Source organism: Spirosoma areae (genome assembly GCF_054781775.1).
Window position 1 is genome coordinate 171,082 of the sequence record NZ_BAAGTT010000029.1, and the last position, 22,552, is coordinate 193,633.

General features: G+C 51.8%; 17 protein-coding genes. 14 read left to right on the top strand and 3 right to left on the bottom strand.

The genetic code is table 11. The features are described from left to right. The first annotated feature begins 214 nt into the window (after positions 1–214). Both ACYVI1_RS17345 and ACYVI1_RS17350 read left to right on the top strand, forming a co-directional pair. Positions 215–1,054, top strand: a complete 840-nt coding sequence (locus tag ACYVI1_RS17345) for a class I SAM-dependent methyltransferase (RefSeq protein WP_460911993.1) — start codon at positions 215–217, stop codon at positions 1,052–1,054. Positions 1,055–1,209: 155 nt separating this feature from the next. After that, entirely contained in the window at positions 1,210–2,541 is a 1,332-nt protein-coding gene (locus tag ACYVI1_RS17350; protein WP_460911994.1) for a WD40/YVTN/BNR-like repeat-containing protein, read from the top strand. Here ACYVI1_RS17350 and ACYVI1_RS17355 read toward each other — a convergent pair. Continuing rightward, a complete protein-coding gene (locus ACYVI1_RS17355) occupies positions 2,521–3,855 on the bottom strand; it encodes an Nramp family divalent metal transporter (protein ID WP_460911995.1) in 1,335 nt (444 codons plus the stop codon). The two genes, ACYVI1_RS17350 and ACYVI1_RS17355, sit on opposite strands and share 21 nt — an antisense overlap. 189 nt (positions 3,856–4,044) lie before the next feature. On the opposite strand from ACYVI1_RS17355, the gene ACYVI1_RS17360 reads away from it, so the two are divergent. From ACYVI1_RS17360 to ACYVI1_RS17415, 12 genes are all read left to right on the top strand, one after another. Beyond that, the gene (locus tag ACYVI1_RS17360) at positions 4,045–4,704 is read left to right on the top strand and encodes a metal-dependent transcriptional regulator (protein WP_460911996.1); all 660 of its coding nucleotides are present in this window, start codon (positions 4,045–4,047) and stop codon (positions 4,702–4,704) included. A gap of 80 nt (positions 4,705–4,784) precedes the next feature. Continuing rightward, the gene (locus ACYVI1_RS17365; protein WP_460911997.1) at positions 4,785–5,861 is read left to right on the top strand and encodes an LptF/LptG family permease; all 1,077 of its coding nucleotides are present in this window, start codon (positions 4,785–4,787) and stop codon (positions 5,859–5,861) included. A gap of 93 nt (positions 5,862–5,954) precedes the next feature. After that, complete coding sequence (locus ACYVI1_RS17370) at positions 5,955–6,902, top strand: DMT family transporter (RefSeq protein WP_460911998.1); 948 nt, start codon at positions 5,955–5,957, stop codon at positions 6,900–6,902. 131 nt (positions 6,903–7,033) lie between these two features. Further along, positions 7,034–8,470, top strand: a complete 1,437-nt coding sequence (locus tag ACYVI1_RS17375) for a DUF6056 family protein (protein ID WP_460911999.1) — start codon at positions 7,034–7,036, stop codon at positions 8,468–8,470. 7 nt (positions 8,471–8,477) lie between these two features. Next, positions 8,478–9,215 (top strand): dolichyl-phosphate beta-glucosyltransferase, encoded by a 738-nt coding sequence (locus ACYVI1_RS17380; RefSeq protein ID WP_460912000.1) that lies wholly within the window; start codon positions 8,478–8,480, stop codon positions 9,213–9,215. Next, the gene (locus ACYVI1_RS17385; protein ID WP_460912001.1) at positions 9,212–10,897 is read left to right on the top strand and encodes a hypothetical protein; all 1,686 of its coding nucleotides are present in this window, start codon (positions 9,212–9,214) and stop codon (positions 10,895–10,897) included. Before ACYVI1_RS17380 ends, ACYVI1_RS17385 begins: the two co-directional genes overlap by 4 nt. Positions 10,898–11,006: 109 nt before the next feature. Continuing rightward, a complete protein-coding gene (locus ACYVI1_RS17390; RefSeq protein WP_460912002.1) occupies positions 11,007–12,746 on the top strand; it encodes a hypothetical protein in 1,740 nt (579 codons plus the stop codon). A gap of 80 nt (positions 12,747–12,826) precedes the next feature. After that, on the top strand, positions 12,827–13,834 hold the full coding sequence (locus ACYVI1_RS17395) for a glycosyltransferase family 2 protein (protein ID WP_460912003.1): 1,008 nt from the start codon (positions 12,827–12,829) through the stop codon (positions 13,832–13,834). Further along, positions 13,834–14,823: a glycosyltransferase gene (locus tag ACYVI1_RS17400; RefSeq protein ID WP_460912004.1), complete on the top strand. Its 990-nt coding sequence runs from the start codon at positions 13,834–13,836 to the stop codon at positions 14,821–14,823. Before ACYVI1_RS17395 ends, ACYVI1_RS17400 begins: the two co-directional genes overlap by 1 nt. 121 nt (positions 14,824–14,944) lie before the next feature. Further along, positions 14,945–16,531 (top strand): MBOAT family O-acyltransferase, encoded by a 1,587-nt coding sequence (locus tag ACYVI1_RS17405; protein WP_460912005.1) that lies wholly within the window; start codon positions 14,945–14,947, stop codon positions 16,529–16,531. Positions 16,532–16,566: 35 nt separating this feature from the next. Next, a complete protein-coding gene (locus ACYVI1_RS17410) occupies positions 16,567–16,773 on the top strand; it encodes a hypothetical protein (protein ID WP_460912006.1) in 207 nt (68 codons plus the stop codon). 14 nt (positions 16,774–16,787) lie between these two features. Beyond that, a complete protein-coding gene (locus tag ACYVI1_RS17415) occupies positions 16,788–17,189 on the top strand; it encodes a Uma2 family endonuclease (protein WP_460912056.1) in 402 nt (133 codons plus the stop codon). Positions 17,190–17,372: 183 nt separating this feature from the next. On the opposite strand, the gene ACYVI1_RS17420 is transcribed toward ACYVI1_RS17415, so the two are convergent. Both ACYVI1_RS17420 and ACYVI1_RS17425 read right to left on the bottom strand, forming a co-directional pair. Then, positions 17,373–21,074: a PA14 domain-containing protein gene (locus ACYVI1_RS17420; RefSeq protein ID WP_460912007.1), complete on the bottom strand. Its 3,702-nt coding sequence runs from the start codon at positions 21,072–21,074 to the stop codon at positions 17,373–17,375. Positions 21,075–21,136: 62 nt separating this feature from the next. Continuing rightward, positions 21,137–21,991, bottom strand: a complete 855-nt coding sequence (locus ACYVI1_RS17425; protein WP_460912008.1) for a hypothetical protein — start codon at positions 21,989–21,991, stop codon at positions 21,137–21,139. Between the last annotated feature and the right edge of the window lie 561 nt (positions 21,992–22,552).

Genomic DNA, 22,552 nt, shown 5'->3' on the forward strand with positions numbered 1-22,552 from the left:
CGAAGATAAACCGCAACACCATACCATTGTACTCAACCGTCAAGTATTGGTGAATAGGGGACACGCTGAAAAGGTAAGTGGGCAAAATAATTTCAAATTTTCGCTCATGCCACTCACCTTTTTGGGGCTTCGCCGATAGACATCCGAAACGTAGCCAACTCACCTTCGATTCCTCACCATTTCTTACTTCTGGTCTAACCTTTACGTCAAAACCATGACTCCGACCTTCTTTTCCCACACGTCAGCCCAGGTTGACCCCGACGATTATTACTTCTACCACACCATTGATTTGCCCGGCTTAGGCGAAATGAAGGGCGAATGGGATCTGCGAATCGCGCCCGACGCGTATCTGGGCAACATCAATCTGGCTAACAAACGCGTGTTGGAAATGGGCACGGCCAATGGCTTCCTTTCCTTCTATATGGAAAGCAAGGGGGCGTCGGTGGTTAGTTATGATTTGTCGCCGGAGGATGACTGGGACATTGTTCCTTATGCTCACAAAGACGGAGCCGCCTGGGCGCCCAAACGAAAGAATCATATTCGAAAAATCAACAATGCGTATCGACTAAGCCACGCAATTTTGAATTCACGTGCTGATTTCGTCCAGGGCACCGTTTATCGTATTCCTAAGTCGATTGGCGTTGTGGATATTAGTACGTTCGGTAGTATCCTGCTCCACGTGCGCGATCCGTTTCTGGCCCTGGAGCAGGTATCGCGTATCACGAAAGAAACTATTGTGATAACGGAGATTCTGGACAATAACCGTCAGAAAATTATTAACCGGTTATTTGGCTGGCTCGGCAACGCGGCCGTGCGAAAAATTCGCCAGAAACTGCTTGGACCATCCATGATCTTCAGGCCTATTACCTCCGTGGGCCATCCTGAAGAAACCTGGTGGCATCTGACGCCCGAATTGCTCGAACAGTTTTTGGCCGTGCTGGGCTTCGGCGATGTGCAGATCAGCTACCACAACCAGTTTTTTGCCCAGCACAACAAGAGCCAGCTCATGTACACCATCGTGGCCAGCCGAACGGTGCCGATGGAGAGAAATTAAGCCGTATTGCGGCTGAACGGCCGACGCTGTTTCACTGATTCTCTGACGCTTAACGTACTATTCTGCTATCCCGTCCGGCTGGCAGAAGCGCATTTCTTTGCCCTAACTCGCCATCCGGCCAGCTTCTTTCTCATCAAAATCACTTATTGACGACCATGGACGTTTCATCAAAGTATTTCGCGCAACTTAGCCAGCCAGGCCCCAATTGGCTAAAGCATGTCTGGCGTTTTTTACTGGATATCCACCGTGTGGGCAAATTAAGGGAGCTGATTTCGTTTGTGTTATGGGAGGTTATCCATCGGCTTCGCTTCTATCAGTTTGGCAATCAGTATGTTAAGTTCACAAACGAGGCCAGTCCGTTAATCAGGAATGAAGCGGTAGGGCTGAGCGCAAACGTTATCACGAATGCGTTTTTAGCGGAACAGGGATTGTGTTTTCGGGCGGTAGCCATCGACTGGAAATTTTGCGTTCAAACGGCTGACGGAACCCTGTGGGGCTGTCGCTATTCGCACCTGAATGGGCTGTATCGCAGCAATGACCAAAGCAAGTCGGCCGTTCTGATGCACGAATTCGGGCATCCGGTCACATCCTTGTTTAATAGCCGGCAAAACCGATTATTTGTTTGTTCGAATGGGAGCATATACAAAAGCGACGATCAGGGCAAGTCGTTCGGCGTTGTTTTGCAACTCTCTACGCCAATCAGCTATTTTCTGTTCAACAACGGCATGACAGAACTCCCCGATCAGACACTGTTGATTGGCGAATATGGCTCTATCTGGCACGGAAAGACGTGGCAAAATCTGGCTTACCTGTACTACTCGTCCGATGGGGGTGACACCTGGACTACATCCGATTTTCTGATGCGGCAGGGCGTCAATAAGCACATCCATTTAGTGAAATACTGCGCCTGCCTGAATGCGGTTTTACTAACCGACGGCGATAATAAAAAACAGGTTTGGCTGAATGAAACCCTGGGTCAGTTTAACAAACAGGCCGATAGAAACCAGGACGGATGGCGCCTAATCAATAAATACCATCATCAGACGGGCGGCTACACGTCGATGGTCGAAACAACTGATACTGTGCTGTTTGGCAGTGATTATTTGGGTGGAACAAATTTTATCGTCAGCACATCGGACGGCAATCAATTCAACAAATTGGTGTTGCCCGACCCGTACCGTCGCAGCCCCGTTATGAACATGGTCGCCCGGCAGTCGCCCTCTGGAAATGAGGTGTGGGCCGTTTCCTACAGTTGCCTTTCGGGAGATGCCAAAAGTTTACTGATGTGTACCAACGATTCCGGTAAATCCTGGGCGCGCGTCATCGAGTTCGACGGCACCCGGCAGGAGATTCGGTTAGCCAGTTCCCCGCATAGCCCATCAGGTACGCTTTATATGTCGATAACCGAGTTCGGCAGTCAACCGGGCAACCACCGCCACCGGGTATATGCGTTGGAAAGGGCTTTATCAGACGAACGTATCCCATAATAAATACCCGTTCAGGCTGATAATGATCCCGGCGACGGCCCATGCTAAGACCTTTACCCAGGCGGGGTTAACAAAGCGGCCCATCTTCAGTTTGTCGCTGGTGAACTGCACTAATGGCACAACGGCAAAACTGAGCTGGAGCGACAAAATAACCTGACTCAGCACGAGCAATTCGCTGGTGCCCTGCTCGCCGTAAAGAACAGCTACGATCAGGGCTGGAACTATGGCTACTAAGCGCGTAATGAGCCGACGGAGCCAGGGCTTAATCCGCAGATTCAGAAAGCCTTCCATCACAATCTGACCCGCCAGGGTGCCCGTCAGGGTGGAGTTCTGCCCCGACGCCAGCAAGGCCACTGCAAACAGAATACCCGCCAGCTTTACACCCAGAATGGGGTCGAGCAGGTGGTACGCGTCGCTGATGTCGGCTACGTGTTGATTGCCCGAAAAATGAAAGGCTGCTGCGGCTAAAATCAGGATGGCTGCGTTGATGAAAAAAGCCAGAAACAGCGATACTGTCGAGTCGATGGTGGCAAATTTAATGGCCGATTTTCGCCCGGCGTCGTCGCGTTTGAAATCGCGGGTCTGCACAATGCTGGAGTGCAGATACAGGTTATGCGGCATAACGGTGGCGCCCAGAATTCCGATGGCGATGTAGAGCATGCCGGGATTGGTGATGATGTCGGTATGCGGCACTAAGCCCGCTACAACACTGGCAATGTTGGGTTTAGATACGAGCAACTCGTAGCCGAAACAGCCCACAATCAGGAAAATGAGACTGGCCACCACGCGCTCAAGCAGTTGAAATCCCTTGTTTTGCAAGTATAAAAGCAGGAACACATCTAAGGCCGTAATCAGAACACCAACAGCAAGCGGCAGGCCGAACAGCAGGTTGAGGGCGATGGCCGAACCAATTACTTCGGCTAAGTCGCAGGCAACAATGGCAACTTCGGCCAGCAGCCACAGCACAAAGGCCGTTGGGCGGTTGAAGTGATCACGGCAGGCCTGGGCCAGATCCCGGCCTGTGGCAATACCCAGTTTGAGCGACAAATGCTGGAGCAGCATGGCGAACAGATTGGAAATCAGCACGACTGATAACAGCCGATAACCGTAGCGCGCTCCCCCCGCAATGTCGGTGGCCCAGTTGCCGGGGTCCATATAGCCAACGGCCACCATCAGGCCGGGGCCAGCATAAGCACGAAGCGTTTTGAAAAAGCCCGCCCCTGTTGGCACGTGTACTGAGCCATGACCATCGGTCAGCGAATTGGTTTCGTTTCGCTGCCGCCAGCCTTTCAGTTGAGTAGTTATGACTTCCATAAATATAAGTACGAAGTGTTAGCCAGTCGTTGAGGTGTTGAGTAAGCAAAGCTTAACGGCACAAATATAAGGATTGTTGAAATAAAAATTTAGACTAATCTAAATTTTTAGAAAGTTTAACATAAAAACTATCTTTGCAGGCAAACTGTTTCAGCTTATTTCGTCGTTCTGCCTATATCGCTATCCTTCATGCACTCCTTCACCGAAGAAAATTATCTGAAGACGATCTATTACTTAGCCAATCGGCAACAGGGAGAGGTCAGTACGAATGCACTGGCAGAAATGACGGCAACAAAGGCCGCTTCGGTGACTGACATGTTACGAAAACTGGCTGATAAACAGCTAATTCACTATAAAAAGTACCAGGGCGTTCGGCTTACCGACGAGGGCGAACGTCTGGCGTTGCAGGTTATCCGGCGGCATCGGCTCTGGGAAGTTTTTCTGGTTCAAAAACTGCACTTTGGCTGGGACGAGGTCCATCAGATTGCGGAAGAACTGGAACATATTCGGTCTGAAGAATTGGTTGCCCGATTAGATACGTATTTAGGGAACCCACAGTTTGACCCGCACGGCGATCCCATTCCAACCCCGGCGGGGGAGATGCCCGAAACCGGCTACCGAAAACTGGCTGACGCAACGATGGGCGAGCGGGTTTGCCTGATGGCTGTACTGGAACACTCAACCGAATTCCTGCAACACCTCGACCACTCGAATCTAACCCTCGGCAGCACAGTAACCCTCACCGAAACTAACGCCTTCGACAAGTCGGTGGTGGTGCAGGTGGAAACAGGCCGGACGGTGTTTGTCAGTTACGAAGTGGCCAGGAATTTATTAGTCAATAGCCAATAGTCGATGGTCGGTAGTGGTTGTTAATAAGGCGAATCACTACCGACTGTTGATTATCGACTGCTGATTATCGACTATCATTTATGAAACTATTAGACTGGTATATACTCAAACGCTTTCTGCAAACCTACATCTTCGTGGTGCTGGTGATTGTACTGGTGGTGGTGATGATCGACTACACCGAGAAGGTGGATAATTTCCACCGGAACAACGCGCCGGGCAACGAAATTTTCTGGAATTACTACCTCAATTTCATTCCTTACTGGGCCAATTACATCAGCCCGCTGATGGTGTTCATTGCCACTGTTTTTCTGACCTCGCGGCTGGCGGCCCGCACCGAAATCATTGCCATTCTCAGCAGTGGAGTCAGTTTTATCCGGCTGCTGTTCCCCTATGTGCTGGGCGCATCGGTGCTGGCGGTATTTACGTATTTTATGGTGAATTACCTGATTCCGAGCGCCAACAAAACCCGAATCGCATTCGAGATAAAGTACATCAACGATGCCTACACCTACTCGAAGCGAAACGACCACATCAAGATAGCACCGAACATTTATGCTTATTTGGAAAGCTATAATAACCAGAGCAATACGGGGTACAAATTCACCCTGGAGCGGGTAGAAGGGAATCAATTAAAGCAAAAGCTCTCCGCCGACCACATCGAGTGGGATACCAAAAAAAAGAAATGGGCGGTCTATGATTATAAAATCCGGGACATCAACGGCCTGCGCGAAACCCTGACTGCCGGTGCGCGCATCGACACCACGCTGAATATGAAACCCGATGATTTTAGTTCGGATTTCAACCTCTTCGAGACCCTTACCCGCCCCGAACTCAACCGCCAAATCGACAAGCTGACGAGTCGCGGAGCCGATGGGGTCGAAACGTATCTACTCGAAAAATACAGCCGCGATACCCGCCCCTTTGCCATCATAATTCTGACCGTCATCGGCGTTATCATGTCGGCCCGCAAGAGCCGCCGGGGCGTAGGCTGGCAGGTAGCTTTGGGTTTCCTGCTGGCATTCACCTACCTGCTGTTTTTCATGCTTGCCAAAGGCATCGCCGAATCGGGCAATCTCAATCCCATTGTGGCAGTCTGGCTGCCAAATGCTATTTTTGCGGCCATCGGCGTGCTGTTGTACAACACGATACCGAGGTAGTACTTATAAAATGAATACTGTAGAATGAATAATGCACAATGACCGTGCGACCCATTGTCCATTATTCATTCTACAGTATTCATTAACCTGCTTATGCCGCAGAAGCCGTCCCTCATCGACTATTTTCAACTTCATTTTATCGTTCTGATTTGGGGGTTTACGGCCATTCTGGGTAAACTGCTGGAACCCCTCGACGCATCGGCGGTGGTTTTGTTCCGCACGTTGCTGGCCGTTGCCGGCTTAGGTGTCGTGCTGCTGGGGCGTCGTCAATCACTTCATGTAGCCCCGGATGACCGCTGGCGGCTGCTGGCAACGGGCGGCCTGATTGGCCTGCACTGGGTCTTGTTTTTTCTGGCTGCCCGGCTGGCCAACGTATCGGTTTGTCTGGCCGGTATGGCAACCAGTTCACTCTGGGCAAGTTTTCTGGAGCCGCTGCTGCTGCGTCGGCGGGTGCGTATCGTCGAGGTCGTGCTGGGGGCCGTAGTGATGGCCGGTCTTTATTTAATCTTCCGGTTTGAGTTCGACAAAGTAGCGGGCTTGCTGGTGGCGGTCGGCTCGGCCCTGCTGTCGTCGCTGTTCACGATTATCAACAGCCGGTTTACCCACCGGTACGATGCCGTAGTCATCTCGTTTTATGAAATGGTTGGGGCCTTAGCTGGCGCCGTGGGCATCTGGTTTGTGGTTCGCATGGCCGACCCCATGACGGCTGATAGTCTTGTTCAGTATGTGCCCGAAACGGGGCTGCAATGGTTCTGGCTGCTGGTGCTGTCCTTGGTCTGCACGGTATATGCCTATTCGGTGGGGGTGAAGTTGCTGCGAAATTTTTCGCCTTATCTGGCCATATTAACCGTAAATTTGGAGCCGGTTTATGGAATCGTGCTGGCGGTATTGATTTTTGGTGCCACCGAACGAATGACACCCGGCTTTTATGCCGGCACATTGGTGATTCTGGCGGCAGTGCTGGCCTACCCATTTCTGAACAGAGGGCAACCCAAAACCACTACACCCACCGGGGGCGATTTAGAGATTGACTTAAATTAATGAATTGGTAGAAGGGTTCAGGTTTCAAGTTCCAGATTGGCCGACGCACCAGTAGCGGACCGCAACGGTGGGTCGGTATCAGCCGCCAATCTGAAACCTGGAACCTGAAACAAATGCCGTAATATTCCCGCATGAAACATCCGCTGATTGACCGGCTGGCGACCGTAATCGTTATTTTCCTGTTTCTACTGGCCTGCGTGCCCCTGCTGCTGCTGTCGTTTCACAATCATCCGTCGGCTGCCGACGATTATTGTTTTGCCGATACAGCCATGCGGTATGGCTTCTGGCAGGCCCAGAAATTTTACTATGACGGCTGGACGGGCCGTTATTTTTCCAATATGCTGGTGCATGGCAGTCCGCTAACGTGGGGCTGGTATGATGGCTACCGGTTTATTCCGGCGCTTATGGTTATAGCCTTAGTTGGCGCGTTGTATGCCTTAGTATGTGAATTGCTCCGGGGCGAATCGCTCAAAAATAGCCTCCTGGCAACAGGGTTGCTGTTTTTTCTGATTGTGCTGGCCCTGCAAAGTACAGTCGAAGCCTTTTTCTGGACAGCCGCCGTTGCTACCTACACCGTTCCGACCATCTTAACCATTTATCTGCTGGCTGTGCTGATTCGGTGGTATCGGTTGCCGAAGGGTTTGTTAAGGGGAATGACGGCCGTGTGGGCGGGTTTCTTAGTGTTTGCCAGCATTGGTTCCGGCGAAACAAACTTAGTGCTGCTCATCCTGTTGCTGTTGGCGATTGCAGGCTACCGGCTGGTGTTTCTGCGGCAGTTCGACCCGTTGCTGGCGTGGTTGCTGCTGGTAGCCGGTATATCGGCCTGGTTGCTGTTTCGGGCACCGGGCAATGCCATTCGTATGGGAAGTCAGCAGGCGCAGGCAGGCGAACTGGTTAAATCGATTGGGTTCTCCTTTGGCTGGCTGGCTCGCTCAGCGGGAATCTGGTTGCTGAAAACACCCCTTTTGCCGTTGTCGGTGTTGTTCATGCCCGTAGCCCGCCGGTTGGTCAGGCACGGTAGCCCTGTGCGCGAGTTATTTCTGATTCCGGTCGGTTTGTTAACCGTTGTGTATCTGGGTTTATTGGCCGCTACCATTTTCCCGTCCTATTATGGCCTGGGTATTCCGCCCTTTCCCCGGACCATGAATGTCCTCTTTGTTTTCTTTGCTATTGGCTGGTTTTATGTGCTGACGGTTTGGGTTGGCTGGTTGGACCGGCGCAAGCGAAGCCTGACGCTGGTGCAGCGGTGGCCCGCCCCCGTATGGCTGATAACGGGTATCTGGCTGAGCAGCAACATCGTTGTCAGTCAGTCGTTTCACCAGATGTACACCGACTGGCTCAGCGGTGGAGCGGCTACGTATGACCGCGAAATGACGGAGCGGCATACGCAACTGCTGACCGTTACCGATACCGTTCGGCTGCGTCCTATCAGCGTGTATCCGCCAAGTATCTTTGTCGAAGATATTAAGCCCAACCGTACCCACTGGTGGAACCGCTGCCAGTCGGGCTATTATGGGCATAAAGCCATTATTCTTGACTCAACCCTCGTTGCAACCGCCCCCCACTAACGGTCCGATGTCGTCTGTCTGCCTCATTATTCCGTGTTATAACGAAGCGACCCGGCTCCCGGCCGATGCGTTTATGACGTACATCCGTCAGACTCCGCATGTCCATTTCTGCTTCGTGGACGATGGCAGCACCGACCGCACCCAAACCGTGCTGGAAGCGATGCAGGCCCGGCAGCCCGACCGGGTGACTGCCCTGATTTTGCCCCAAAATCAGGGCAAAGCCGGGGCAGTGCGGGCCGGTATGCTGCACTGTGCTGGTAAGCCGTTTGAGTATCTGGGCTTTCTGGATGCTGATTTAGCCACACCCCTCAGCGCCATTGCCGACCTGACCAGCGTGCTGAACGAAAACACCGCCCTCGACCTGGTAATGGGGTCGCGGATTAAATACCTCGGTGTCGAAATCAGGCGCGATTCGTTTCGGCACTACGTCGGGCGGGTCATTGCTACCATCATCAGCAACATTCTAAAGCTGCCCGTTTACGACTCGCAATGTGGGGCTAAACTATTCCGGCGCGGCATCGTGCCTACGTTGTTTGAGGAGCCATTTATCAGCCCGTGGCTGTTCGACGTGGAGTTGCTGGCCCGGCTTATCCGGCAGCACGGCAGGCCGGGTGTTCTGGCGCACGTTGCCGAGTACCCCTTGCGGCAGTGGATTGAGCAAAGTGATTCGCGTATTAGTTCGGCCTATGTATTCAGAATGTGGTATGAACTCTACCGAATCCAACAAAAATATCGACATGTATGACCCGTTTTTATCGTTTGCTGGCGTTTCCTCCCCTGACGCTGGCCCTGTTACTGTTGCCTATCGCGGCTTTCTTTGTTTATTTTTTTACCCTGCGCTATAACATTCCGTGGTTCGATGAATTCGAGAATATTCCGTATTTTCTGGATCGGTTTCTGAGTGCTCAATCGGTTAGCGAGCGGGTAGCCGCGTTAGTGCGCCCGAATAATGAACACCGGGTTTTGTATGCCCGGCTGGTGGTACTTGGTCAGTATGCCCTGACCGGCGGGTTGAATTTTGCTAACCTGATGCTGTGGGGTAATCTGGCCTTAGTGCTGATTTTCTTTCTGCTTTATCGCGCCCTTCGCAGCCATGAAGGCCGCTCCGGCAAGATATGGATTGGATTGCTGCCGGTGCCCCTGCTGCTGTTTACGGCCCAGAATTACCTGCTCACCTTCACGGCTATTTACACGCTGCAATACTTAGCCATTATTGCCCTTGTGATGCTGACATTCTTTGTGCTGGCAACGGACCGTCCGCTCAATTTTGGGCTGGCGTTAGGGCTGGGGCTGCTCAGTACGTTCAGCATGGGCAATGGTCTGGTGCTTTGGCCTGCCGGGGCGGGCATGTTAATCCTCCAACGGCGGTGGCTGGCACTGGGCGTCTGGCTGGTTGTCGGATTCATTGGCGGCTATTTCTACTTTCGGGGCTACCCGGTGCAGCAGGGCAATGCCGACGGGTTTGCTTATGTTCTGGCACATCCGGGTCAGATTGTGGGCGGACTCCTGATTTTTGCGGGGAGTATATTCGACTTTTTTCCGACCCTGCCGGTCGATAATCGGATTCACCTGCCGTTTATTGGTGGGCTGGTTCTGGTATCGGGTCTCGGCTACTGGCTGCTAACGACGGCAATTCAAGTCAAAAAGAAACTGTCTTTTTTTGATGTGTTTATCGCCGGTGTCGTCTTGTTTCTGCTGGCCAACATCGGCCTGATTGCCTTTTTCAGGATTCGGTTTTATTTCGGCATGGTGCTGCACAGTACCTACCGAACCTACGCGATGGTTTTGTGGGCCGTCGCGTGTGTACTGCTCTACAGCCGCCTGTCCGAAAAAATCCGAATGCGGATATGGTCGCTGGTCTGGCTGCTTTTTCTGGTCGTTAATGTCGTTACCTACGTTACCTACCTGCCCGAAGCCATCGAACGCCGGAAGCATTTACAGGGAATGATTTTTAACCAGATTTACAGCGGTGTCGGGCTGGGCGGGGGGCGCAGCGTTGAACTGGCCCGCTACATCTCGAATCTGACGGTTCTGATGCACAAACGGGGCTGGTATACGCTGCCTAACCCCGCCATCACGCTCAATGAAAAAGATCTGTTGGGAGCCGTTCGATTACCATTGCTGACGAAGCCCATCCAGATGCGTACCCATCCAGATTACATTGTTGTGAACAGCGATGAGCCAGGCTATACGATGGGACTTAGCCGGGGTGCGTATCTGATTATGAAATCGACCCGGCATACCTACCTGATGTTTGCCACTAAAAATCGTCCGCAGGGCTATAATCCCTGGCAGGTTGCACCCGGCTTCTCGGCCGCCATGCCTAAAGGCATGATTCAGCCCGGTCGCTATCAGGTCGGTTTATTTCGCACGTATCCCGACCATAGCGACATTCAGTTTTCAAACCAGTTTGTTGAGGTCTTGTAATTGGTGACGCCAAAATCTTGCCCGGTTCTGGTTGACTTCGCAGAGAATCACTGGTCGATTGTTGGCATGAAACGCTTACTTTTGCAGGTTTGCTGCCGATTTAAACTGTATGAGCACTGCTTATCTGCGTAGGAATCAAGGATTGCTGTCAGGTCAATTGAGCGTGTTTACGTACATGCTGCTGGGTATGCCGTTCGTTTGCTTTAGCCTGTTGCTGTTTGCTTACGTCGTGAATGTGCCCTGGATGGATGACATTGATGCATTTCTGAGTTTCATTCTCGGCTATACCAATGCTCAAACCGTTGGCGACAAACTCCACTGGTTGCTTTGCCCCAACAATGAGCACCGTATTCTGACGGCCAAGCTAATCACCCTTGCGCTGTATAAACTAACCGGAACGGTGAATTTTCGCTGGCTGGCATTTGCGGCTTCTGCCTTTCTTATTGGCATTTTATACCTGTTCTACCGCGTTTTTCGCTCGATTAATCTGCCGGTCGTGGCGTTTATACCAGTACCCTTTCTGGTGCTGCAACCCCAGCACTACCTCACCAGCCTGTGGGCTATTACGGGCCTGCAGCATTTGGTGGCTATATTCCTGACCTTTGGGGCAATGTATGGGCTGGCAAGTGGCAGCCGAAACCGCTTTGCCGGCGCAATGGGCATACAAGTGCTGGCATCGCTGTCGATGAGCAATGGGTTGTTTGGGTGGGTGGCTGGAGCCGTTGTATTAGCCTTTCAGCGTCAATGGATTCGACTGGCTGGCTGGCTGGTGCTGGGGGTGGCAACCATTGTTTTTTATTTTCATGACTTCCCCAATGGGCAGGGCAATGAGAGCAGTGTCGATTTCTTTCTGCACTACCCGTATTTGGTGTTCTTTGGTTTTTTTACGTTTAGTGGCGGCTTGTTCGACGTTCTGCCGAGCGCGGCTATTCAGTGGCGCAGCCTGCCCCCAACCCTGGCCGGTGTAGTGCTTATTGCCACTATGCTCTGGTTAATATGGCGCATGAACAGGCCGCTCCTGCGCTGGAAATCAACCCTACCGTCCGTAAATCGGGTATCGACTGCGTTGCAGAAACGACGTTATTTCTTCACAGGCTGTTATGCCTTTCTGCTGGTTAACGCAATGGTGGTCGCGTTTCTGAGACCCCGTTTTGGGTATCATGTTATGCTGGTGAGTAATTACATGATCTATTCAGCCATAATTACCGCCCTCCTGTATATCAATTTATTAAGCGAATATGGCAATCGGTCGATGCCAACCCGTTACTTAGCGCTGGGGCTGCTTGTTAGTGTGAGTGTCTGGGGATTTTGGTACCTGGCGCGTTTGCCAAAGGTTGCCTTTCGGAAGGAAGTGCTGCTGACAAGTGCTTTCAACCAGCAACACAACGAAACTGGTTTAGGGGCGAGTTGGGGAACCACCTTCGCGAATGTATCCTGCCAAACGATGTATGAAGCCGTCAGGCGGGGTATCTATGTGTACCCTAAAACGTATATTACTTCATACGAGCAGGACTTGCTGACTGTTCGGCGGTTAGCCCCTGATTCGTCGCTGACCCTGCAGTTATTGCGGACAGATGACGTTTACACCACCGAAACGGAGTATAACGCCTTGCCAACTCCGGTTAGTCAGGCCGCTATCGTGGTGCAGTCCAACAAGAGTGTCTATTTGTTTACGTCCGAAGTGCCCTTTAGCCTGTCGGCTTTTTACCTGCATCGACCGGTCAGAACCCTGAAAGCGGAAGTTGTGGCGCCTATGCTTCCACCAGGGCAGTATCGGGTGGGGATTCTGGCGCCTTCGGGTCAGGGAAATGCGCTTCGGATTAGTCCCCAGACGTTGACCGTTCCTTAAGAAAAGGACGTGCCTGCGATAGCCACAACCTCAAAAAAGTTTAGTTTTGCTAATTCTGTTATCGACATCTCCCTATTATCTTGGTCAATCCTCAGATTTCTATTATAGCCCCGCTCTATAACGAAACCGAGTCGTTTCCGCGTCTGGTTACCCGGCTCAACGCCGTCATGGAGGCCTCTCCACTGGCCATTGAAGTTGTGCTGGTTGACGATGGCAGCCGGGATAACACGGCGGTGTTGATGCAACAGGTAGCCCTCACCGACAGCCGGTATCAGTGCGTGTTTCTATCGCGTAACTACGGACACCAGATTGCCCTCACCGCCGGTATTGCGTTGGCTGTTGGCAGCGAAGCGTTGTTTATCATCGACGGCGATTTGCAGGACCCGCCCGAGTTGCTTACCCAGTTTTACCAGAAATACCAGGAAGGCTACGATGTGGTGTATGCCGTGCGGAAGAAGCGGAAGGAAAATCTGTTTAAACGAATGGCTTATGCGTTATTCTACCGAATTATCCGCTCAATTTCCTACGTTGATATGCCGCTGGATAGTGGCGATTTCTCGCTTATCAGCCGCCGGGTAGCCGACATCCTGAAGCAGATGCCCGAAGAAAGCCGGTTTATCCGGGGCATGCGAAGCTGGATTGGCTTTCGTCAGGTTGGGGTCGAGTACGAACGTGACGCCCGCTTAGACGGAGAGTCAAAGTATTCATTCAGTATGCTCCAGCGATTAGCGTATAACGGCATTTTTAACTTCAGCGAATACCCCATCAAGGTGATCACCCGCATTGGTATGGTCACGTTGGGAGTGGCTGGCCTGTATTTGATTCAGACACTCATTAAAAAATTTGTGTATAACGATGTGCCCCAGGGCTTTACGGCCCTGCTGTTTGTCATTGTTTTATTTAGTGGCGTGCAACTGATTGCCCTGGGACTGATTGGCGAATACGTGCTGCGTATCTTTTTTCAGGCCAAAGGTCGCCCGCTTTATGTCGTTCGGGAGGTCATTCGGCAACAGGAACGGCAGCCCTTACCGGCCAGCAACCAGCCAGCACCCAGTTCGCACGCCATCATTCAACCAACCAATCCATAGTGTTACAAACCCCACTGGCATCAGAGAATCCGCTGGCGGTATATCCTGACCGAATCAATATTGTCATTCCATTATTCAACGACTGGGAAGCCCTTGGTTTATTGCTGGAACGCATCCGGGTTGTTAACGATCCGGCACTGACGAATCGGCTTGCTTTTCTGGTTGTAGACGACTGCTCGGTAACCAACTATGAAACCTTACCAACCGGCATCGGGCAGTCGCTGTCGGTGCTGCGCCTGTACCGCAATGTTGGCCACCAGAAAGCCATTGCCCTCGGCCTGGCCTATCTGGGCTCACTACCCGAACAGTATCCAACCATCGTGATGGACGCCGATGGCGAAGATCGGCCCGAAGATATTCGGCAACTGCTGCAAACGGGCGACGCCAATCCCGGCTGCATCGTGTTTGCTCATCGCGCTAAGCGGCAGGAAGGCCTGCTGTTCAGGCTGTTCTACGGCGTGTATAAATCCGTGTTTAAGTTGTTGACGGGTAAGGTAATTACCTTCGGTAATTTCAGCCTCGTTCCGGCTAAACAAGTGCGTAAACTGGCCCACGTGTCTGACATCTGGAATAACTATCCGGGTGGAGTAATCCGGTCGCGGCTGCCCTATACGGCCATACCCTTAGAGCGGGGCCGGCGCCTGGCGGGCGAATCCAAAATGAACTTTGTTTCGTTGGTGCTGCATGGCCTTAGTGCGGTATCGGTGCTGATGGATACGACCGCCGTGCGGCTAACGCTGTTTTGCGTCATGATGGTGGGCGCGTCGCTATTCGGCATTGGAATCGTGGTGATGGTGCGCCTGCTGACGGACACTGTTGTGCCCGGCTGGGCCAGTTATTTAGTGTTTTCGCTGCTTATCGTTATCCTGCAGGCATTTCTGATTTCGTTATTGCTGGTATTCATGGTGTTATCCTATCGAACGCAACATCAATTTATTCCGGCGCGGGAGTTTGAGGACTTTGTCGAGCAGGTTGAAGAGGTATATTAAAAATAGTGGATAGTCGTCAGTAACTGACGCATGCGTGTTGCGTTCGCACGGTCCGCCGTTGCGCCGGGTCGCCGGAGCGGTCCGCCACTAACGACTATTGACTGACGACTATCGACTAAAAATGCTATTCAATTCGCTTCAGTTTTTACTGTTTTTTGTTGTCATTACCCTCAGCTACTTCAGCCTGAAGTGGCAGGGGCGGTGGGTGCTGTTGCTGGTAGCCAGTTGCTACTTCTACATGGTTTTCCAGCCCACTTATATCCTGATCCTGTTCCTGACCATTGTCATCGACTACATCGCCGGGATCTGGATCGAGCGGTCGAAGGGGAAGGCCCGGCGGTGGCTGCTGATTCTGTCCCTGATTTCTAATCTGGGTATTCTGGCCTTTTTCAAATACCTCGGTTTCTTCACCGAAAACATCGCCGGGTTATTCGACTTCCTGCATATGCCGCACCTTGCCGATACCGTTACAGATCTGGTGAATCGGGTATTTGTGCGGGTGTTGCATGTATTTGGCGAAAGTGGGGTGTCGTCCTATAAAGACAACATGAGTATCCTGCCCATTGGCCTCTCATTCCATACGTTTCAGGCCATGAGTTACACCATCGAAGTGTATCGGGGTAATCATAAAGCCGAGAAACATTTCGGTATCTACGCGCTCTATGTCATGTTCTACCCGCAGTTGGTGGCCGGTCCTATTGAGCGGCCCCAAAATGTGCTCTGGCAATTTCACGCTTATTTCAGGTATGACCGGGAGAACGTCAAAGCCGGGCTGATGCAGATGGCCTTCGGGCTGTTCAAAAAACTCGTTATTGCCGACCGGCTGGCCATGCTCGTCGATCATGCCTACGGCAATCCTGATCAACACAATGGCCTGACATTGCTGGCAGCGACATTTTTCTATACGTTTCAGATTTACTGCGATTTTTCGGGCTATTCCGACGTGGCCATTGGGGCCGCGCGGGTTATGGGTTTCAACCTGATGGAAAATTTCCGAACGCCCTACATTGCCCAGTCCATCTCGGAATTCTGGCGACGCTGGCACATTTCGCTCTCAACCTGGTTCCGCGATTACCTCTACATTCCCCTCGGCGGCAACCGAAAGGGCGAGTTTCGGCAGTACCTGAACATGCTCATCGTGTTTTTGGCCAGCGGTCTCTGGCACGGCCCCAACTGGACGTATGTCATTTGGGGCGGACTGAACGGCGTCTATCAAATTCTGGCTGTTCTGCGGGACAAACTGGTGTCCAGAATGGGATTTTCGCCTACACTGGCCCCCCGGTCTGTGTCCTCACAGACCGCAACGGCTGACGCGAAAGTGGCTCATGAGGACACAAGCCACAGAAATGTTCGTGACACGGAAGCCCACAAATCGCCGGTTCGGGTGGTTATGAACACGTTCATTACGTTCGTGCTGATCATGCTGACATGGGTGTTCTTCCGCGCCCGCAGCCTCAGCGATGCGTTCCTGATTCTGAAACGAATTGCCACTTTCTCTTTCGCCGACAGGATCAGCAGCCCGATGAATTCAATAGAGATGGGATTCAGCATCTTCCTGATTGCCTTCCTGCTCCTGAAAGAACACTTCTTCCTGACCATCCCTACGCGCAGCACTGTTCGCTTTGCCGTGCTATTCGGGCTGATTACGTTTGTGACCTATCTGTTCGGCGTTTTCTCCTCCAACCAGTTTATCTATTTCCAGTTCTGATTGGGTATATTTGACTTAACCAACCCACTGAAGTCATGCAGACGCTGTCCGTTCCCGCTCCCGTCTTCTTAACCGACGAACCCGCGTTGCTTTCCTTTCGGGTGCAGCAAATCAGAACGCGGGATGATTTCTATACATTCTGCCAGGATAACCCTACCTACAAATTCGAGCGCGAACCCGACGGACGCATTATCGTTATGCCTAACACCGGAGGAAAAACCGGAATCCGAAATCTGAACTAAACGCTGATGTCATTATTAGGAATCGCCAAACAAAGTCAGGCGTAGTATTCGACTCATCAACCGCTTTTGATTTGCCCGATGGCGGCACTCGCTCACCGGATGTCGCCTGGGTTAGCCGCGAACGATGGGAATCCCTAAGTGAACAGGAGCAGGATAAGTTTCCACCCCTCTGCCCTGATTTTGTCATCGAACTGCTCCGGTCCGACGTTCGGTCTCCGAGTGATTCGCTGAACAGCATAAAAAAGAAAATGACGGACGTCTGGATCGCCAACGGCTGCCGTTTAGCCTGGCTGATTGACCCCAAAACCGAAACAACGCATATCTTCCGGGCCAATGGTGAAATTCAGATTGTCAATGGGTTTGACAAGCCGCTCTCAGGCGAAGAGGTGTTGGTTGGGTTTGCGTTGAAACTGTAATTTCTTTACAACGAAGTTAGTAAGGACTTCAGCCGCTTACCGAAGAGATGGCCATTTTGAAGCGATTTTTTGCCATTCCGACGAAGCCGGGTCTTCACCATAAAAAGAGCCTGTCAAACAGGCTCTTAAATACGCAAAAAGCCGGACTTAATCGTCCGGCTTTTTGCGTGTATGTATCTCCACTTAGGGCTTAATCAAAACCGTTTTACTAACCCGCTTAGCCCCACTTTTTAGATAAACGATGGCTGCCCCTGCATACCGATTTTGCAGGCTAATGGATTCCACCTGCGTCAGACCGCTTCCTACACCTTCCTGTTTCACCAGCACCCGGCCCAACAGGTCGGTTACGCCAACGACATAAGTCTGGTTGGCAGGCACCCGCACCTCTACATCAAATTGACCATTGTTGGGGTTGGGCCGCACCGATAGGGCCAACTCGTCAACCACATCTGAGAGTACACTACTTGCTTTCCGCCCACCCGAGGGTAGGTTACAGCCATTAGTGAAGTTGATGCCAATCTGATTGCCCGATTGCGACGCCGAACCCGTGACCGTGTACCCCTGCCGGGCATCGCCTGGAAACGTGTGGCTGACGATGGTGTTGGGGTTCATGTTGCCCCCAAAGATGCCCGGTAAGGTAACGCTGACCGGCGAACCATCGTTACTGCTGAACTTGTATTGCAACACACCCGAGTTGCAATTATAACTCACAATCTGGAACGCCAGGCTCCCAGTGCCATTCGGTGTGGTTGGATTCGTCGGCGTAGTCGGGTTTTGGGTGCCTCCCGTGCAGCCGCTCACCTGCTTGGGCGACCCAGCCATGTCATTACCCGCCCCGCAGATGCGGGCCGTGAGGGTGTGATTCTGTCCGTTTTTCCACGACGCATTAGCCGGGAACTGATAGGTGAAGCCGTGATACCGAGCCGCCGGATTGCCCCCAAAGGCACCCACTAAGTCCTGCCGGTCGCCGTTGGCAACGATACCCGTGTGGGTTTTGACCCCGTCCACATAAATATCGACGGTGACGGTCTGGTTCATGTTGTTCTGGTCCAGGGCCCAGCCGCTGACGCCGTTGCAGTCGGCCACATCCAGGGCTGCGTTGGGACTGCCGACTGAACAGTTGCCCGTTGGCGGGTTAGTGGGGGTCGTTGGCGTGGTGGGGATGGTGGCCCCATCGGGATAGAGCCGTGACTGCGGAATAATCTGACTGCCCTGCCCCGGATACTCCCAGTGCAACTGCGCCTGAGCGCCACCACCGCCCTGATTGAACTCCAGCGAGATGGTGTACTTCTGACCGGCGGTTAAATTGATACTGCCCTCAAACCAGGTGGGGCCATGCCCGCCCGGCCAGTCGTTAATGAGCTGTTGCCCGTTGACGCTCAGCCGGGTGGCATCGTCGTTGAGGGTTTTGAATTTATAGGTGCCTGAGACGGGAGCCTCCACCTGCCCCGACCAGCGGACCGACATATTGGTGGGGTTGGCCCCCGCTGCCGGAGAAGGCCCCTGTTCGTTCCAGGCGAAGTTGACCGTCGCGTCGACCTGTTGTTTGACGGGACTGCCCGACAGGTTGGTATTGTTGTAATAACTGCCTAACAGCCCGCTGCCGTTGTTGCTGCCCGAAGGCGTCGTAGTTGGGTTGGTGGTTGTGGTCGTGCGGGGGTCGGTGGCGGCAAAGCAAGGTACTTTGCTGGGGTCGAATCCGGCCGCCTGCATCCAGTGCTGGGGCTTGAAGCCCTGCGACGCATTCTGGTAAGCGGCAAACAGAATGCCATTGTAGTAGTGAGCGTAAATCAGTTCGCCATTGAAGTTGAGCAGAAACTGCCCTTCTGAGTACCCACAATTGCCGCTGGGCGTAGTGGGTGTGGTGGGAGTTTGGGTGCCGCCCGTGCAACCGCTGACCTGCTTGGGCGAGCCGGCCATGTCATTGGCTGCTCCGCAGATGCGGGCTGTCAGGGTGTGATTCTGGCCGTTTTTCCACGAGGCATTGGCCGGAAACTGATAGGTGAAGCCATGATAGCGAGCCGCCTGATTGCCCCCAAAGGCACCGACTAAATCCTGCCGGTCGCCGTTAGCACTGACCGAGTAAGTCTTGGCTCCATCCACATAAATATCGACTGTGACGGTCTGATTCATGTTGGTCTGGTCTAAGGCCCAGCCGCTGACCCCATTGCAATCGGCCACATCGAAGGCTGCATTGGGGCTGCCTACCGAGCAGTTGCCCGTTGGCGTGGGAGTTGAATTAGTCATATCAGGCAACACCAGACCACCTAACGCACAGTTACCATCGCTGTAGTCCACAAAAACCACCGGATCTGCTATGCCATCAGGCATGGTGTAGCCAAAACCAGCGGGCGTATTTAAATCGATGCGCCCGCCATTACCGGCGTACCACACGTATTGTGCCCCAGCCGGTAATGGCGTCGTAATGTTCCCATTGGCATCAAGCTGAAGGTCCTGGGGTTCGGTGCCCAACCTCGCTGGCCTGATTGGGTCTGGATTAAAAAAAGATGGCGTATGGACCGAAAAATACCAGGCCTCGGCTGCTTTCACTAAACCCTGTTGCCCAGCTAAGTGAGTTGGTTCGCCACCTCCGACAGCCCTTTCTTCGATTGCATCAATGTCAGGGCCTCGATAAACCTGTTTCAATCCAGCCGTAATCACCTGCTCCTGACCAGCCCGAACAGTTTGGGCTGACTGCGTCTCGGCCTGCGTCTGACCTTGCTTTGGATAGTAAACCGACACACCTTCAAATGTAGACGTCTTGCCCACCACCCAGGCCAGGGCATCATCACCCGCCCTGGGTTGTAAATCCTGGCGGGATTTATTTATAACTTGGGTAAGTTTATCGGCATAGTCCTGTTTCTGGGCAGTGGGATTGCTACCACTCACCCGTTGAGCTGCCCAGGCAGCGTCCCGCAGGGCTTTAGCATCGGTTTCACCCTGTAGCCACAATACACTCCTGATGCCATAGGTAGACCCATAGAACTTGAGCGCGTTTTTGAAAATTCCATACGGAGCACCAACTCCGTATCTACCATCGCCAGGAGCACCTGGTGCTCCTAAAGGTTTACCGTCTGAAGCAGTCGACTCCTGCCATTGCCTGATAGTCGTACCGTTCCAAGCAGCGTTGAAAACAGCTACAGGCACCTGATACTGCCGAGCAATTTTTTCACCGAAAGCAACCCAATACCAAAGCGAATTGCCTAATGGAGAAATACCTGAATTTGGGTCATTATAAGCCTCCCGGCCCGATATTAAAGGCGAGAATGACGGTTTTTTTGCCCCTAATGTCGTCGTTATGAGTTGAGAGAAAGGATCGGCAGCACCTAAAAACTCCGCTTCTAAAAATCGGTCTGGCTGCACCCTGACCGCATCAAGCAAGGGTAGATTGACTGTATTGTTCTTAAAGGGGTCGTTCTTAATTCCCTGCGCGTTCGACTGTCCGGCGATGATAAATACTTCTCCGACGCCCTCTTTGGTTGTGCGGGTAGAGGTAGTGCCGTTAGAGTCGGTCGCTTTTAGGGTGAGTTGATACCACCCAGCCGATACGGATAATTGCCCTGAGAAACTTTTACTGTTCAGAACTGTAAGCGGTATTGGTATGGCTGGCATACCGGCATCATTGCCCTCCATAGTTAACTGCTTTAGCTGGGCAGAAATCGTAGTTGTCGTAGCGATGAAAAATAGCCCGGAAAATGATCCTTTTACTTTAATAGTGGCTCGATTATCTGGCCCTCGCTGATAAACAGCCCCTTCGATGGGTGCCGTTACATTCCAGGAAGTAGACCTGACAAAAAAGTTTCGAAAACTTGGTAAAAACTGACCATAGGTAGATGTATTCATTAAAAAGCACAAAAGCAATACCAGTAGACGGTTTGTCTGCATGATTATCGGGGGTTTACGTGAACGGTTGGGGAAAACTAAAGTAGAGTCCTGTGACTAAGAACTTAGGGGCAGGTGTAGGTGAAATCGATGATGCTGGCGGAGTCGTTCCCATATATCCAGCCTATTTCACCTTGCTTATCCCGAGTAAACTGACGTTTTACACGACCATTTTTATCAAATGTGTAGGTATAGGTACTAGTGTGTACATTAGGAAAAAGAACATGACCTGTATTCTCGTCTACAACACTTCGAGTTAGTAGATTACGAGAGAGCTTGCCATAAAAAGCCCGGACAGATGGCATTCCTGGTTTATTCAAATCATATTCGTTTTTAGTAATATAGATTGATCCATAGCTAATATTCCCAAAAGTTGACTCCACCACATTCCCATTGTCAATGTTTGCAGTTGACTGTCCATATTCGTCTCTCAGCGTGGTTAAATAGCCTTCCTTGTCATACGTAGCGAGGTAAGTGGTCGGCTGCTTCTCAGCAAACCCCTGGCTATCCAATGACACTATATTTATGTGCTCTGTTTTGCCATTATCGTCAAAAATAACGGTACGGATGTTGACAGCCGTGGGACTATACTGATAATAAACCGAGTCGGCTCTACCAGTAGCAGGGCGAACTTGACCACCCGCATATTGGTTATACGCGGTCAGAATGCGGCCTTGTGCGTCGTAGGTGTACGCGCTTTTCTTTGTCGTTGTGACGTTGAAGGATTCCCCACTTATCGTCACCGTTTCGGGGTCAAGTTTGGATTGCTGGCTGGGACTGACCAACTCCTTCGTGGTTTGGGTGGCAATCAAACAGGAGTTTGGCTGAACGGGGATGGCCGGGTCGTCCTGCTTTTTGCAGCCACCACAGGAGAGCAGCAGCGTGAAGAACAACAGGCTATAGGTTGATGGATGAGTCATAGTCTCAGTACGTTTTAAAGTCAAGTTAGTCAATGGGTTGGTTTACCTTATGCCTTCGTAAATGTCTATAGCAATATAACCCTATTGGAAGCGATTGGTTGAGCGTTACCGGATTGAAGAGGTAGCGGTAAGCGAACAGGTCCGGCCAGTTTTGTGAGCAAGGGTTCCACAGGCAGCAGGTCGTTAGTCGCTATGATTGAGAGGAAGGATTGGGACAGGTTGTCGTCTAATCCGGTACAAATGTATAAAAGTGATTCGCTACTATGCAACTATATTCATGAAAATATGTTTAGTGCTACGTATTAAGTCGCGGTTGAGATTGGGTAATAGTTAGGATTAAACGTATTGTTTAAAACAGCCAGCACCTGGAGAATTCCGGTGTGAGAATGCCCACCAGTGCCATTGCTGTGGCGGATAAATTGAAAATAGACTTGAACGACAGGCTATATACGCACACTGTCTTGCTAAAAACACCATAGGAATACCAGTAGACGATTTGTCTTCATGTTAAATTGTGTTTACGTGAATGGTTGGGAAAAATTAAAATGAATCTCGTGAACA

What these genes read in the sequence shown, in the direction of transcription:
- ACYVI1_RS17425 (WP_460912008.1), bottom strand. Translation starts at nt 21,991, where the DNA reads ATGACTCATCCATCAACCTATAGCCTGTTGTTCTTCACGCTGCTGCTC.
- ACYVI1_RS17420 (WP_460912007.1), bottom strand. Translation starts at nt 21,074, where the DNA reads ATGCAGACAAACCGTCTACTGGTATTGCTTTTGTGCTTTTTAATGAAT.
- ACYVI1_RS17350 (WP_460911994.1), top strand. Translation starts at nt 1,210, where the DNA reads ATGGACGTTTCATCAAAGTATTTCGCGCAACTTAGCCAGCCAGGCCCC.
- ACYVI1_RS17385 (WP_460912001.1), top strand. Translation starts at nt 9,212, where the DNA reads ATGACCCGTTTTTATCGTTTGCTGGCGTTTCCTCCCCTGACGCTGGCC.
- ACYVI1_RS17370 (WP_460911998.1), top strand. Translation starts at nt 5,955, where the DNA reads ATGCCGCAGAAGCCGTCCCTCATCGACTATTTTCAACTTCATTTTATC.
- ACYVI1_RS17375 (WP_460911999.1), top strand. Translation starts at nt 7,034, where the DNA reads ATGAAACATCCGCTGATTGACCGGCTGGCGACCGTAATCGTTATTTTC.
- ACYVI1_RS17380 (WP_460912000.1), top strand. Translation starts at nt 8,478, where the DNA reads ATGTCGTCTGTCTGCCTCATTATTCCGTGTTATAACGAAGCGACCCGG.
- ACYVI1_RS17345 (WP_460911993.1), top strand. Translation starts at nt 215, where the DNA reads ATGACTCCGACCTTCTTTTCCCACACGTCAGCCCAGGTTGACCCCGAC.
- ACYVI1_RS17390 (WP_460912002.1), top strand. Translation starts at nt 11,007, where the DNA reads ATGAGCACTGCTTATCTGCGTAGGAATCAAGGATTGCTGTCAGGTCAA.
- ACYVI1_RS17355 (WP_460911995.1), bottom strand. Translation starts at nt 3,855, where the DNA reads ATGGAAGTCATAACTACTCAACTGAAAGGCTGGCGGCAGCGAAACGAA.
- ACYVI1_RS17410 (WP_460912006.1), top strand. Translation starts at nt 16,567, where the DNA reads ATGCAGACGCTGTCCGTTCCCGCTCCCGTCTTCTTAACCGACGAACCC.
- ACYVI1_RS17360 (WP_460911996.1), top strand. Translation starts at nt 4,045, where the DNA reads ATGCACTCCTTCACCGAAGAAAATTATCTGAAGACGATCTATTACTTA.
- ACYVI1_RS17405 (WP_460912005.1), top strand. Translation starts at nt 14,945, where the DNA reads ATGCTATTCAATTCGCTTCAGTTTTTACTGTTTTTTGTTGTCATTACC.
- ACYVI1_RS17365 (WP_460911997.1), top strand. Translation starts at nt 4,785, where the DNA reads ATGAAACTATTAGACTGGTATATACTCAAACGCTTTCTGCAAACCTAC.